The following is a 14856-nucleotide window of genomic DNA, read 5'->3' on the forward strand; positions in this document are numbered from 1 at the left end:
ATTGGATTTAAATCTTTATTCTAGAATTAACTATGTAGGTAAAAAAATGGTTTTAATTCTTTAATTCAGAATTTCTTACAACTACAGTATGTGCCCAAATATCACCAACTCTTTGATTTAATTCTGAATTTTTAATAGTAATAATTCCAACAAGTCCAAAGAAAAGCATGTCTATTGGGTCAAACAAATGTCTCTTTAGAGATTGAGAGAAAGTTATTTTTTCCTCTGTTTCGACAAGAGTAGAATTATCAGTTGATTTTTTAATAGGAACAGGTTTTAATCCAACTAATAAATTTCCGAGAGTAGCTCCAAAAAACTGCTCAAACCCAACAGTCATTAACCCCCAAAATAAAACAGGGATAAAGGCAGAAAGTCCATTTAAAGAATAGCCATTTTGATCGTTCGGTTCACCTAGTGTGAAAATAAGTAAGAAAGTTACTCCATAAATTATGAAATAATCTACTAATCCAGCTACAAATCGATCTCCAATATTAGTAGTAATTTTTACGTTTTTCATAGCTCTATATTAATTGTTGCTTTTGATTGTAAATTTAATTAAAAGTTATGATTTTATCTTATAAAAGATAAGCGATTGGGTTTATATCCAATCGCCTTATTTTTTAGAAAAATATGTTACTGTTTTAAAAACCTTTTTCAAGAATGATAGAATCACTTTGACTAACCTTTTGCCTCCAAGTTTTGATATCTTGATAGGCAGGATCGTTGTAAAAATCTTCTGCGTTCTTTTTTGTTGGAAACTCAACAATAACGACACGCCCTTTTGGTAAAGTACCTTCAATCGTTAAAGGGTTTTCATCAACTGCTACAGTTATCCCTCCATGTCGTTCTACAATTGGAACAGCTTTCTCAATATACTCTTTATTAAAAGTTTCTAAATCGTTTACTCTTACAAATGCTAACATATACGCTTTCATAATATTTGTTTTTTATAATTAATACGTATACAAAAGTATTTTGGGAATAATCCTTATGCATTAATAAATATTAAGAAATGAAATTAGCGAGATGTTCTTAATTTATCTCCTTTTGCTTTACTTAATGCTTCTGGGGTAATTCCTAAATATGAAGCAATCATTCTTTGTGGAACTCTTTGCACTAAATTAGGATAAGTTTCAATGAAATGTTCATAACGTTGCAATCCAGAATAGCTCATTAGCATAATTATTCGTCTTTGAAGGACTAGCATATGTTTAGCTATTGCATGGGCATTTGGAGAAATTTGACTAAAGTCTTTTTTTCGTACTTTAATTTCAGAGTCCTCAAGCGCTTCAATGAAGAACTCACAAGGTTCGTCCGCATCTACAGCATCAGCGATAACCCAACCTTCAGGAGCAAAAACATAAATATGCTCTTTTCCTTTTTCATCTATCGTATAACTCCGTAACAATCCAGATAAAACTTCATAAACTTTACCGTTTAAGTCTCCTTTATGCTGTAAAACTTCTCCTTTTTTAACTGTTATGGTTTTCACTTTTAAGTGTTGTTTTATGGGAATTGCTTTCTTTTTAAAGTAAAGTTAATTAAATATTAGAAATTAATTAAAGACTTTAATTAGATAAGGTTTTAATTTATCTATCCATAGTTTTATCGATCCAATCGATAAAATTTATCCAGTTATATTCTGGATTCTTTTCAATGTCAAAGGAATTATGATCAAAAATTACAACTGGAAATTCAGGATCAGAATTACGATTATCAAAACACCAATAATCGCCATTTTCATATCTAAAAGGAGTTAAGAAATCAGGAAATTCTAATTGTTTATAATCTTTTAGAATTTCTTCTAAACTAAGATATGAATCAAGTGAGTTATTGGCCCATCCAAAACCTTCGAAAGAGAAATCACCCATAGGAACTAGGTGACAATATTTTAATTGAAAATCAATAAACGATTTTGAGAATTTACAATTGTATTTTTGGATTAGAAAATTTAAATCAAATTCGTTAGGTTTAGGCCAATTCTTCGGAAATGCGGGTTCTCTTTTAGCGTATTTTTTTATTAAACTTTCAAATGTTATTTTATTCATACTGTTTACATTCTTCTAGAAAATCACTTCTTAATTCAGGTGCTTTCACAATTTTGACGTTATTTTTTAGTATCAATTTTTATTTCTATCCATTTTCCATTTTCGAACTTTTCAAACCGACCCCATTTAGGCTTTCCAATATTCCTACCTATAACTCTTACAGGTTTAATCCAGTCATCTTGACAAAATTTTTCCGTATTTTCAATTTCAATCCAATCAGATTTTTTAATGCTATAATCTCTACCTATTTCATAGGCATCTTCAATATCAGTACAATGAGCATGTCAAGAATAAAAAGAATCATTTTTAGTAGAATATCCGAATACAAAAACTCCATTTTTATGCTTATCGCATATCATTAATCTAACAGCACCACTGTTTTTTATTTTAACATCTGCAATTTTTCTCATTTTATTCAGAGCAAAAAACATTATATTCTAAAGCGATTTCTTGAAGTGTATACTTTCTATACTCATTGCTATTAAAAATCTCAATGATTTCTGGACAATCTCTAAAAAAAGCTTTTGCATTTTTTCTGAAATTAAACCCAAATAAGTTTTTAGCAGATACTTCATCGGCTCTTTTTAGATAAGTAACTTTATTTTCGTATGGTAAAGATCCTCTTAAATTATTAGTGCCGAGTAAGGAATTATAAACAAGAAAACGATCTTCATAAATACTTACTTTTCCTCTGTGTTTTACTTCAAGTAAAAGAGGTTTTCGTTTGTTGTCTACTTTAATATATTCAAACTCCCTAACTTCTTCAAAACCATAGAAAGTTACACCTTTTACTATCCTAAAATCCCATTTTTCAGCTTTGTCATCATGAGAAAGTTTAAACTTAATTTTATGATTTCTTGTAATCAAAGCTAATCCTTGTATGGTATCACCGTCAATAAAAATTAAATCAGCCCTTTGAGTTTGACTAAATATACTCGAATTAAAAACAATTAAAAAAATATAAAATAGCTGTTTTTTCATAGCTTGAAGAGTGATCTTTAAGTTTAGTAATATGCTTTTTAACCATGATCCTGGTTAGAATACTTGCATAGAATAAAAATTAATATATAATCTGTTAAATCTTTAAAATCGTCATAAATATATAAATTAAGATTAATGTTAAAGGAGAAGATTCGTCTTTTAGGTTTGATTTGCCCTATTTTTTTATTATTAAAATATATAATTGAACAAGGATATAAAGAGATGTCATACCATTTTTTCTTAAAATGAATTATTTCTCCTAAATTAAATATTATTGAGTTATTCTCTATGTTAACTAATTTATCAAGCTTTTTTAAATCTATATTTTCAATATTGAAACCAGAAATACTTTTTTTAACGGTTAAAAGAGATTTATGATTATTGTTATATATTTCAATTTCATTTTTGAAGAATTCTTTTTTAACTAAAGAATACATTATTTTTTCTTCTTCTTTATAAATATGTAAGCCAGAATTAAATCCGCCTTTTATTTTATAGGTCATTTTTTGATTAAAGAATTAGCGTTATTAAGGATTTGTATAGTGTTCATATAAAATAGAGCAATACATTCAAACTTAATAATTAAAATACAAAATAAAAAAGATCGCCAACTTTTGTTAGCGATCTCTAAACAAACAACTAAATTCTAAAACCTATAAAAGTTGAAGAAATTTTTAAAAGCCACCCGTGTATTTAAAAACAAAGGTTCAAAAAAACACAAAGCGGCTCTAATATTGTTAGAAGCAGTACTTGTTTTCTGCTTTTAATTTATCTGCAATAATATTACGTAACTCTACTACATTAGGGTAGTTAGCGTACTTAGTAAAACGCTTAAGTCCCATTAACATCATACGTTGCTCATCACCTTCAGCAAAAGATACAATTCCTTCTCTTGCATTCTTAGTAATGATTTCGACAGCATTGTATAAGTATAATTTTGCCATAGCGATTTGCTCTTTTTGAGCATCTTCACCAAAACGCTTCGCATTCTTTTCAGTTCTTAAAATACCAGATTCAGCCATATATATTTCAATTAAAATATTAGAAGCTGCAGTTAATAACTGTTGGTGCTTTTCTAACTCTGGACCGAATTTTTGAAGTGCAGACCCCGCAACCATTAAGAATACTTTCTTTAATTTTCCTATAATCTCTTTTTCTTCAGCGAATAACTCAGAGTAATCAGGCGTATCAAAAGAAGGAATCCCCATTAATTCATCAGCAACTTTCATGGCAGGATTTAATAAATCTACATGTCCTTTCATTGCTTTCTTAACTAACATTCCTACAGAAAGTAAACGGTTAATTTCGTTAGTTCCTTCGTAAATACGAGCAATACGAGCATCTCTCCATCCAGCTTCCATTGGTGTTTCTTCAGAGAATCCCATACCTCCATATACTTGAATTCCTTCGTCTGCACAATTTTGTACATCTTCAGAAACAGCTACTTTTAAGATAGAACATTCAATAGCATATTCTTCAACACCTTTTAATTCTGCTTCTTGATGTGTATTTCCTTCAGCTTCACGAATGGCAATTCTATCTTCAATATTTTTAGCAGCTCTATAAGCAGCAGATTCACCTACATATGCATTTGTAGCCATTTCTGCTAACTTCATTTTAATAGCTCCAAACTCAGAGATAGAAGTTTTAAATTGCTTACGCTCGTTAGCATAGTTTACAGCATCGCTAATAATTCTTCTTTGAGAATCTAAACAAGCAGCTGCTAATTTAATACGACCAACGTTTAATGCGTTCATCGCAATTTTAAATCCACCACCACGCTCAGATAACATATTTTCAACTGGAACTAATGTGTCGTTGAAGAATACTTGACGAGTAGAAGATGCACGGATACCTAATTTGTGCTCTTCTTCACCTAAAGTTACTCCATTTGGATTATCTTTATCATATTCTAAGATAAATCCAGTAATATTTTTATCATCTTCTATACGAGCAAAAACGATAAAGATTTCAGCAAAACCTGCATTCGAAATCCACATTTTTTGTCCGTTAATTTTATAATGCTTTCCGTCTTCAGTTAATTCAGCAGTAGTCTTTCCTGAATTTGCATCAGACCCAGCTCCTGGCTCAGTTAAACAGTAAGCACCAAAACGCTCACCCATTGCTAAAGCAGGAACATATTTTTGTTTTTGCTCTTCTGTACCGTATAATGTAATTGGCATTGTACCAATTCCAGTGTGTGCTCCAAAAGCAGTACTAAAAGAACCTGTACCACTAGAGATATAATCACAAGTTAACATGGTAGAAACAAATCCCATACCTAAACCTCCGTAAGCTTCTGGTACAGCTACGCCTAAGAAACCTAATTCTCCAGCTTTACGCATTGACTCTTCAGTTAACGCATAATCTTTCTTCTCAAAACGAGGTCTGTTAGGAATAATTTCACGGTCATTAAATTCCATAACCGCGCTTTTCATCATTGTTTGCTCTTCAGAGAAGTCTTCTGGAGTAAATATGTCTTCACAGTGTGTTTCTTTTACTAAGAATTGACCACCTCTTAAAATATCTTTATTTAATGTATCAGCCATTTTGTTTTATTAATTTTTTGTTTGTAATGTTAGTTTAAGAATTCAAAAATACCAGCAGCTCCTTGTCCAGTACCTACACACATAGTTACCATTCCGTATTTATTTTGCATGTCGCGCTTACGCATTTCATCAAATAACTGAACAGATAACTTCGCTCCTGTACATCCTAATGGGTGTCCCAATGCAATAGCACCACCATTTACATTAATAATGTCAGGATTTAATCCTAATTCTCTTATAACTGCTAATGATTGAGAAGCAAATGCTTCATTCAATTCAATTAGATTGATATCGTTTTGTTGTAATCCTGCTTGTTTTAAAGCTTTTGGAATTGCAGCAACAGGACCAATTCCCATAATTCTTGGAGGTACACCTGCAGCAGCATAACTTACCATTCGAGCAATTGGTTCTAAGTTTAATTCTTTTACCATTTCTTCGCTCATTACCATTACAAAAGCAGCACCATCACTTGTTTGTGAAGAGTTACCAGCAGTAACAGAACCGTCAGCAGCAAATACAGGACGTAATCTTCCTAATGCTTCAACACTAGTTCCTCTACGAGGACCTTCGTCTTTTGTTACGGTATATTTACGAGTTGCTTTTTTACCATTTCCATCAATGTATGTTTCATCAACTTCAATTGGAGCGATTTGATCTTGGAAACGATCTTCGTCTAAAGCTTTTAAAGCTTTCATATGTGAGTTATAAGCAAACTCATCTTGATCTGCACGAGAAACATTGAACTCCTGAGCTACAGCTTCAGCTGTATTTCCCATTCCCCAATAATAATCTTCGTGACCTGCATTTACAATGTCGTAGTTTAATTCAGGTTTAAAACCTGTCATAGGTACAGAACTCATACTTTCCGCTCCACCAGCAATAATACAATCTGCCATTCCAGATTGTATTTTAGCTACTGCCATACCAATTGTTTCTAATCCAGAAGAACAGAAACGGTTTACAGTAACACCAGGAACGTCTACAGAGTTTAACCCGATTAAAGAAATGATACGTGCCATATTTAATCCTTGAGATCCTTCTGGCATTGCATTTCCTACAATTACATCATCAATACGCTTTACGTCAAACTCAGGAAGTTTTCCCATCATGTATTGAATGGTTTCAGCAGCTAATTCATCTGCTCTTTTAAATCTAAAACCACCTTTTTTAGATTTCCCTACGGCAGTTCTATATCCTTTTACTATATATGCTGTTTTCATTTTATTTTAGTATTGAGTATTGAGTTTTTAGTATTGAGGTTTATAACTTTTGCTGAAAAGCATAATTCATTTTTTGAATTTCAATACACAACTCAATAATAGGTTGTACTTTACTTTTATTAATTAAATCTAATTCAATAATTAATATCAATTGCGTTTGTAGTTCATAACTAGAACCATTAGCAATACTTAAAAAGTGTTTAAACTCTTTTCGTGAATTTCTACCCGCTCCTTCAGCTATATTTGAGGGAATAGAAATAGCACATCTTTTTATTTGAGATGTGAGTCCAAATTTTTCATCAGATGATAATTCAGAAACTAGTAGATATACAGCTTTGGTCAATTCTATTGACTTTTCCCATATTTTTAAATTTTCTACTTTATGCATCTCTATTTTGGTATTGAGTATTGAGAATTTAGTATTGAGTTTACAAAACAACTAAGCTCTCAATACTCATATCTCATTACTAATTTCTTAAAGGCTTTCCAGTTTTTAACATGTGCTGAATACGCTCTAATGTTTTACGCTCTGTAGTTAGACTTAAGAAAGCTTCGCGCTCAATGTCTAATAAATACTGTTCAGAAACTTTTGTTGGTTCTGATAAATCTCCACCAGCCATTACATAAGCTAGTTTATTTGCAATCTTTTGGTCGTGCTCAGAAATATACTTACTCGCATTCATAGAGTCTGTACCTACTAAGAACATACCTAAAGCTTGTTTTCCTAATACCAATACATCTTCTCTTTTTGGCTGTTGCGTATAGCCAGCTTCAGCTAATAATAAAGCATGCTTTTTAGCTTCCGCAATCTGACGATCTTTATTTACTACAACTACATCTTTTCCTTTTTGTAATAAACCTAAATCGAATGCTTCATAAGCAGAAGTAGATACTTTTGCCATACCAATAGTTAAGAAGTATTCTTGTAATACATTTAATTGTACGTCTCCTGTATGGAATAGATCTGAAGCTCTTAAAGCCATTTCTTTAGATCCACCACCACCTGGAATAACACCTACACCAAATTCTACTAATCCCATGTACGTTTCTGCTGCAGCAACAACTTTATCGGCATGTAATGATAATTCACAACCACCACCTAACGTCATTCCGTGAGGAGCAGAAATTACAGGAATAGAAGAATAACGCATACGCATCATTGTATCTTGGAAGTATTTGATAGCCATGTTAAGCTCATCATACTCTTGCTCAACAGCCATCATGAAAATCATTCCAATGTTTGCTCCAACAGAGAAGTTTGCTCCTTGATTACCAACAACTAATCCTTCGAAATCTTTTTCAGCTAAATCAACAGCTTTGTTTAAACCTGCTAAAACGTCTCCACCAATCGTATTCATTTTAGACTGGAATTCACAGTTTAAGATTCCATCTCCTAAGTCTTCAATAACAACTCCAGAGTTCTTAAATACTTCTTTGGATTTTCTAATGTTATCTAAAATGATGAATGCATCTTGTCCAGGTTTCTTAGTTTGTGCTTTTTCATTTACATCGTAATAATAAGTAGCCCCATCTTTTACAGTGTAGAAAGAAGTTTCTCCTTTAGCAACCATTTCAGAAACCCAAGTAGCTGGTTCTTTACCTTCTGCTTTCATTAATTCGATACCTTTTTCAACTCCAACAGCGTCCCAAATTTCGAATGGTCCATTTTCCCATCCAAAACCAGCTTTCATGGCATCGTCTATTCTATATAATTCATCAGAAATTTCTGGGATTCTATTTTGAACATAAGCAAACATTGCTGCAAAGTTCTTACGGTAGAATTCCCCCGCTTTATCCTTACCACCAACTAATACTTTAAAGCGATCAATTGGTTTGTCTATCGTTTTCGTTAATTCTAAAGTAGCAAACTTAGCACGTTTCTTAGAACGATATTCCATCGTATCTAAGTCTAATGTTAAGATTTCTTTCTTTCCTTCAGCATTTACAGATTTTTTATAAAAACCTTGTTTAGTTTTACTACCTAACCATTTATTTTCCATCATTGTATTAATGAAATCTGGAAGCTTAAATAAATCGTGTGCTTCATCGTTAGGGCAGTTGTCGTAAATTCCGTTAGCAACGTGTACTAAAGTATCTAACCCTACAACATCTACAGTACGGAATGTTGCAGATTTTGGACGACCAATTACTGGTCCTGTTAATTTATCTACTTCTTCTACAGTTAAACCTAATTCTTTTACTTGGTGGAATAATGATTGGATACCAAAAATTCCAATACGGTTCCCAATAAATGCAGGAGTATCTTTAGCTAATACAGAAGTTTTTCCTAAGAACTTTTCTCCATATTCCATTAAGAAGTCAGTTACTTCTTGCTTACAATCTGGTCCTGGAACAACTTCAAATAATTTTAAGTAACGAGGTGGATTGAAGAAGTGTGTTACAGCAAAGTGTTTTCTAAAATCTTCACTACGACCTTCGTTCATGAATTTAATTGGAATACCAGAAGTGTTTGAAGAAATAATTGTACCTGGTGTACGATATTGTTCTACTTTTTCAAATACACTTTGTTTAATGTCTAGACGCTCAACAACAACCTCCATTACCCAATCTACATCTTTAATTTTATGTAAATCATCGTCTATATTACCCGTAGTAATTCTATTAGCAAACTTTTTGTTATAGATAGGGGACGGTTTAGATTTTAAAGAAGCTGTTAATGCATCGTTTACCAAACGATTACGAACAACTTTATCTTCTAAGGTTAATCCTTTTGCTTTTTCTTTGTCGGTTAATTCTCTTGGAACAATGTCCAATAACAATACGTCAACACCGATATTAGCAAAGTGACAAGCAATACCAGATCCCATGATACCAGAACCGATAATTGCTACTTTTTTAATTCTTCTTTTGCTCATTACTTGAATAGGTTTGATTGTTACACAGCTTCAGAAGACATATCTCCATATATCTGCTTATCTGCTATAAGTTTGTTTATAATTCCAGTTACTTTAAAAAAAGTTTCTATTTCTTTATTCGTAAGACTTTCACGTACTTTATTATTAAATTGATATACGTGACCTTTAGAGATTTCTCTCTTTTCTTTACCGAATTTTGTTAGTTTAATAATGACACTTCTACCATCTTCTGGGTTTTTTTCTCTTACGATAAGTCCTTTATCTTCCATAGATTTTAAAATTCTTGAAAGACTTGTTGGCTCCATTCCCATTAATGGTCCTAATGCAGTAGATGGAGTTCCATCTTCAAAATCTATATTAAGAAGCACAAATGCCATGGCCATAGTACTGTCGTGTTTAGATGCTTGTTCGTTGTACATCTTAGCTACAGCTTGCCATGTGGCTCTTAATTGATGGTCTATTGATTTGCTTTTATCCATAATCTAAATCCAAAGATATAAAAATTTATTATGCATGCATAGTAAATTAGAAAAAAATTATGCATGCATAATAAATTTTAACAGTAAGTTAATATGAATGAAGGATCGTTTTTTCAATAGTGCTTTAATATGTTTGTTGAAAAAAATGATTAAAAAAAATAGCAGCGGTGTAACAATTGATTTTTTTCATTATCTAATTAAAAGGAAAAATGTAAGTTTGTATATATAAGGGAATTACCTTAATTGAAAATCACCAAAAATCAATGGATAATTTATTAGAAATCAACAATGTAGTGAAGCGTTATGGCGATTACACTGCATTGAACAATGTGTCTATGCATATACCTAAAGGAAGTGTATTTGGGTTGCTTGGACCAAACGGGGCGGGAAAAACATCACTTATTAGAATTATTAATCAGATTACAATGCCAGATAGTGGTGAGGTAATTTTAGATGGTGAAAAGTTAGCGCCACACCATATAGAAACAATTGGCTATTTACCAGAAGAAAGAGGATTGTATAAATCTATGAAAGTAGGAGAGCAAGCTTTGTATTTAGCTCAATTAAAAGGAATGAGTAAGTCTGAGGCTAAGAAAAAACTAAAGTATTGGTTTGAGAAATTTGATATAGGAGCTTGGTGGAATAAAAAAATTGAAGAACTATCTAAAGGAATGGCTCAAAAAGTACAGTTTGTTGTAACTGTATTGCATCAGCCTAAGTTATTAATTTTTGATGAGCCTTTTTCTGGGTTCGATCCTATTAATGCACAGTTAATTGCGAAGGAAATTTTACAATTAAGAGACGAAGGTGCCACAATTATTTTTTCTACGCACAGAATGGAAAGTGTAGAAGAGATGTGTGACTATATTGCTTTGATACATAAATCAAACAAAATATTAGATGGAAAATTAGATGATATTAAAAGAGAATATAGAACGAATATATTTGAAGTAGGACTAAAAACAAATAATAGTACAGAAGTACAACAACGATTAAGAGAAAGTTTTGAAGTAAGTCCAGCAAATTTTAAATCACTTAATGGAGGACTGAAGTTAAATGTAAAGCTTACCAAAGGAAATTCTGCAAACGATTTGCTTTCGTTTTTAACCTCTCAAGGAGAGGTAAATCATTTTGTAGAACTAGTGCCTAGTGCGAACGATATTTTTATTCAAACAGTAAATAAAACGAATTAAAATGAACAAGTTAAAACTAATTATTACACGTGAATTTATTGCGAAGGTAAAAAACAGGTCGTTCATTATTATGACGTTCTTGAGTCCGTTAATTACAATTGGTATGATTGCTTTAGTAGTGTTTCTTACCAAAAAGAATGATGAGAAAATAAAAGAAATAGCCTATGTAGACGCATCAGGATTGTTTTCGCAAGCAGATTTTAAAGATTCTAAGACTGTAAAGTATGTAGATTATACAAAATTAGGTTTGTCTGAAACTAAGAAAAAAGTAGAAGAAGGAAACCATTATGGAGTTTTATACATACCAGAAATTACTAATTTAGATAAGCTAGCAGATGAAATTGAGTTCTATTCTAAAGATACACCAGGATTAAGTGTTATTAGTAGTTTAGAAAGCAAAGTGAATGGGAAATTACGTAGCTTAAAAATGACGGAGCTTGGTATTAATGAGCAAAAAATTAAAGAATCAAGAATTAAGTCAGATATTAAACTATTTAATTTTTCGGGAGAAAAAAGTTCGAAATTAGCTAATGGAATTAAAATTGGAGCTGGAACCATTGCAGGTTATTTATTAATGATGTTTGTAATTATTTATGGAGCTGCTGTAATGCGTAGCGTTATTGAAGAGAAAACAAGTAGAATTATTGAAGTAATAGTGTCTTCTGTAAAGCCTTTTCAATTAATGTTAGGTAAAATTATAGGAAATGCTTCAGCTGGAATTCTACAATTTTTCATTTGGGGAATTTTATTAATGATTTTTAGTTTTGTAGCGTCTTCTATTTTTGGTTTAGATATGGGAGGTATGCAGCAAGCTAATTTAAATTCGGAGCAATTAGAAGCCATGAAATCAGTAGGAGGAGGTCAACTAGAACTAATTGTAGGAGAGATTTATAAATTGCCTATTATAAAACTATTTTTCTTGTTCATTTTCTATTTCTTAGGAGGATATATGTTGTATAGCTCGCTTTTTGCAGCTGTTGGTGCTGCAGTAGATAGCGAAACAGATACACAGCAGTTTATGATGCCTATCATGTTGCCTTTAATGTTAGCGGTATATGTTGGGGCTTTTACGGTAATTGACGATCCACACGGACCTGTGTCTATAGTGTTTTCGTATATTCCTTTAACATCTCCTATCGTAATGTTAATGCGTGTGCCTTTTGGAGTTGCTTGGTGGGAAATTTTGATTTCTATGGCATTATTAATAATAACTTTCTTAGGCGTGGTAATGGTAGCTGCAAAAATTTATAGAGTAGGTATTTTAATGTACGGTAAAAAAACTACCTATAAAGATTTATGGAAATGGATTCGTTATAGCTCTTAATAAAAAATAATATATAGTATATAAATAAGAAAGAAGTATGAAGCAAATTCAAAACATACTTAATTATACATTCGAGTATAATAAACAAATAAGTATTAGTGTAAAATCAATACTAATACTTATTGTAATCATTGTTTTAACTTCTTTCTTATTAAGGTTATTTGAAAAGTATATAAAAAGGAAATTACATTCCAATGATAAGAATAAGTTCGATACTGTATTCTCTTTTGGAAAGTGGTTGTTGTACATTATTATCTTTTCTATAACTCTCCAAAGTTCAGGAGTTCAAGTCACAGCTATTTTTGCAGCTTCTACAGCTCTTTTAATTGGTGTTGGTTTGGCATTACAAACGTTCTTTCAGGATATTATCTCTGGAATCTTCATCATTATGGATCAAAGTGTGCACGTAGGAGATTATATTGAAATTGATGGAAAAGTAGGAAGAGTAGTAGAAATTAAACTTAGAACAACAAGAGCAGTTACTATTGAAAATAAAGTTTTGGTAATACCGAACCATTTATATTTAAAGAATAGTTTATATAATTGGACACAAAATGGAAGTAAAACCAAGAATGCTGTTAGAGTAGGAGTTGCTTATGGAACCGATGTACAGTTAGTTAAAAGTTTATTGTTACAAGCGGCTAAAGAGCATAAAAGTATTTTAACATTACCAGAACCAATGGTGTTATTTAAAGATTTTGGTGATAGCTCTTTAGAGTTTGAGTTAATGTTTACTATTCATAATAGTTTTCAATTAGCAATTATAGAGAGTGACTTACGATTCCGAATTAATGAATTGTTTAAACAAAACGATATTAAAATTCCATACCCACAAAGAGATGTACATATCATAAATTGACGAAAGAAAAAGAAAGTGAATTTTCTTGCACTATTTACTTTTTATGGCACAAAGTATGATATAGCATAAATGTAAGTTTTAATTACACAAATAATCAAACAATCTGAAATAGATGAGTAAAATATTGATCATAGAAGATGAAGCGGCAATTCGTAGAGTCTTAAAAAAAATAATTTCTGAAGAAAACGACAGCTACCAAGTTGAAGAAGCAGAGGATGGTTTAGCAGGAATCGAATTAATTAAAAATAATGATTACGATCTAGTACTTTGTGATATAAAAATGCCTAAGATGGATGGAGTAGAGGTGTTAGAAAAGGCAAAAAAAATAAAGCCAGAAATTCCAATGGTTATGATTTCTGGTCATGGAGATTTAGATACAGCTGTAAATACTATGCGACTTGGTGCATTTGATTATATTTCAAAACCACCAGATTTAAATCGCTTATTAAATACTGTACGCAATGCTTTAGATAGAAAAGAACTAGTTGTAGAGAATAAACGTCTTAAAAAGAAAGTGAGTAAGAACTATGAGATGATTGGAGATAGTGAAGCAATTACTCATATTAAAGATATTATAGAAAAAGTAGCTGCCACAGATGCTCGTGTATTAATTACAGGTCCTAATGGAACAGGTAAAGAATTGGTAGCGCATTGGTTACATGAAAAGTCAGATAGAGCCAAAGCTCCTATGATTGAAGTAAACTGTGCGGCAATTCCTTCTGAACTTATAGAAAGCGAATTATTTGGTCATGTAAAAGGTAGTTTTACTGGTGCTAATAAAGATAGAGCAGGAAAGTTTGAAGCAGCAAATGGAGGAACAATCTTCTTAGATGAAATAGGAGATATGAGTTTGTCTGCCCAAGCTAAAGTGCTAAGAGCTCTGCAAGAAAATAGAGTTTCTCGTGTGGGTTCTGATAAAGATATCAAAGTAAACGTTCGTGTTTTAGCTGCAACAAATAAAGATTTAAAGAAAGAAATTGAGGAAGGGCGTTTTCGTGAAGATTTATACCATCGTTTAGCTGTAATTTTAATCAAAGTTCCTGCATTAAATGATAGAAGAGAAGATATTCCATTACTAATAGACTTTTTTGCCAATAAAATAGCACAAGAACAAGGAACACCAAAGAAAACGTTTTCTGAAGGAGCTATTAAATTGTTGCAAGAGTACGATTGGACAGGAAATATTAGAGAATTACGAAATGTTATAGAACGTTTAATTATTTTAGGAGAGAAAACGGTATCAGATAATGACGTAAAACTTTTTGCGAGTAAATAAGAAGTAAAAAATATAAACTTAAATATGACAAGGGCGTTGGTGTTAAAAATC

The 14856-nt window shown here is 31.6% G+C and carries 16 protein-coding genes; 4 read left to right on the plus strand and 12 right to left on the minus strand.

From position 1 onward, the window contains the following. Positions 1 to 52: 52 nt before the first annotated feature. From ACKTTC_RS07310 to ACKTTC_RS07365, 12 genes are all read right to left on the minus strand, one after another. Positions 53 to 517, minus strand: coding sequence for an RDD family protein (locus tag ACKTTC_RS07310; RefSeq protein ID WP_408039153.1), 465 nt, complete (start codon positions 515 to 517; stop codon positions 53 to 55). Between the two features lie 124 nt (positions 518 to 641). Continuing rightward, positions 642 to 935, minus strand: a complete 294-nt coding sequence (locus ACKTTC_RS07315) for a DUF1330 domain-containing protein (protein ID WP_408039154.1) — start codon at positions 933 to 935, stop codon at positions 642 to 644. Positions 936 to 1018: 83 nt separating this feature from the next. Continuing rightward, positions 1019 to 1492, minus strand: coding sequence for a Crp/Fnr family transcriptional regulator (locus tag ACKTTC_RS07320; protein WP_408039155.1), 474 nt, complete (start codon positions 1490 to 1492; stop codon positions 1019 to 1021). Positions 1493 to 1589: 97 nt separating this feature from the next. Then, positions 1590 to 2048 (minus strand): SMI1/KNR4 family protein, encoded by a 459-nt coding sequence (locus ACKTTC_RS07325; protein ID WP_408039156.1) that lies wholly within the window; start codon positions 2046 to 2048, stop codon positions 1590 to 1592. 284 nt (positions 2049 to 2332) lie between these two features. Beyond that, positions 2333 to 2458 carry a hypothetical protein gene (locus tag ACKTTC_RS07330; protein WP_408039157.1) on the minus strand — a complete coding sequence of 42 codons (126 nt, stop codon included), beginning with the start codon at positions 2456 to 2458 and terminating at the stop codon, positions 2333 to 2335. 1 nt (position 2459) lies between these two features. Beyond that, a complete protein-coding gene (locus ACKTTC_RS07335; RefSeq protein WP_408039158.1) occupies positions 2460 to 3029 on the minus strand; it encodes a hypothetical protein in 570 nt (189 codons plus the stop codon). A gap of 38 nt (positions 3030 to 3067) precedes the next feature. Beyond that, positions 3068 to 3532, minus strand: a complete 465-nt coding sequence (locus tag ACKTTC_RS07340; protein ID WP_408039159.1) for a hypothetical protein — start codon at positions 3530 to 3532, stop codon at positions 3068 to 3070. 234 nt (positions 3533 to 3766) lie between these two features. Further along, positions 3767 to 5578: an acyl-CoA dehydrogenase family protein gene (locus tag ACKTTC_RS07345; protein ID WP_408039160.1), complete on the minus strand. Its 1812-nt coding sequence runs from the start codon at positions 5576 to 5578 to the stop codon at positions 3767 to 3769. A gap of 29 nt (positions 5579 to 5607) precedes the next feature. After that, positions 5608 to 6798, minus strand: coding sequence for an acetyl-CoA C-acyltransferase (locus tag ACKTTC_RS07350; protein ID WP_408039161.1), 1191 nt, complete (start codon positions 6796 to 6798; stop codon positions 5608 to 5610). Positions 6799 to 6838: 40 nt separating this feature from the next. After that, a complete protein-coding gene (locus tag ACKTTC_RS07355) occupies positions 6839 to 7186 on the minus strand; it encodes a four helix bundle protein (protein WP_408039162.1) in 348 nt (115 codons plus the stop codon). Positions 7187 to 7265: 79 nt separating this feature from the next. After that, positions 7266 to 9674, minus strand: coding sequence for a 3-hydroxyacyl-CoA dehydrogenase/enoyl-CoA hydratase family protein (locus ACKTTC_RS07360; protein ID WP_408039163.1), 2409 nt, complete (start codon positions 9672 to 9674; stop codon positions 7266 to 7268). A 20-nt stretch (positions 9675 to 9694) separates the two neighbouring features. Beyond that, positions 9695 to 10153 carry a MarR family winged helix-turn-helix transcriptional regulator gene (locus ACKTTC_RS07365; RefSeq protein ID WP_408039164.1) on the minus strand — a complete coding sequence of 153 codons (459 nt, stop codon included), beginning with the start codon at positions 10151 to 10153 and terminating at the stop codon, positions 9695 to 9697. Positions 10154 to 10416: 263 nt separating this feature from the next. Here ACKTTC_RS07365 and ACKTTC_RS07370 point away from each other — a divergent pair, with 263 nt between their 5' ends. From ACKTTC_RS07370 to ACKTTC_RS07385, 4 genes are all read left to right on the plus strand, one after another. Continuing rightward, entirely contained in the window at positions 10417 to 11346 is a 930-nt protein-coding gene (locus ACKTTC_RS07370) for an ABC transporter ATP-binding protein (protein ID WP_408039165.1), read from the plus strand. 1 nt (position 11347) lies between these two features. Then, positions 11348 to 12670, plus strand: a complete 1323-nt coding sequence (locus tag ACKTTC_RS07375) for an ABC transporter permease (protein ID WP_408039166.1) — start codon at positions 11348 to 11350, stop codon at positions 12668 to 12670. 37 nt (positions 12671 to 12707) lie between these two features. Beyond that, positions 12708 to 13529, plus strand: a complete 822-nt coding sequence (locus ACKTTC_RS07380) for a mechanosensitive ion channel family protein (protein ID WP_408039167.1) — start codon at positions 12708 to 12710, stop codon at positions 13527 to 13529. Between the two features lie 112 nt (positions 13530 to 13641). Continuing rightward, a complete protein-coding gene (locus tag ACKTTC_RS07385) occupies positions 13642 to 14805 on the plus strand; it encodes a sigma-54-dependent transcriptional regulator (protein WP_408039168.1) in 1164 nt (387 codons plus the stop codon). The last annotated feature ends 51 nt before the right edge of the window (positions 14806 to 14856 follow it).

Origin of the sequence: Tenacibaculum amylolyticum, from assembly GCF_964511145.1 — a bacterium.
GTDB lineage: Bacteria > Bacteroidota > Bacteroidia > Flavobacteriales > Flavobacteriaceae > Polaribacter > Polaribacter amylolyticum.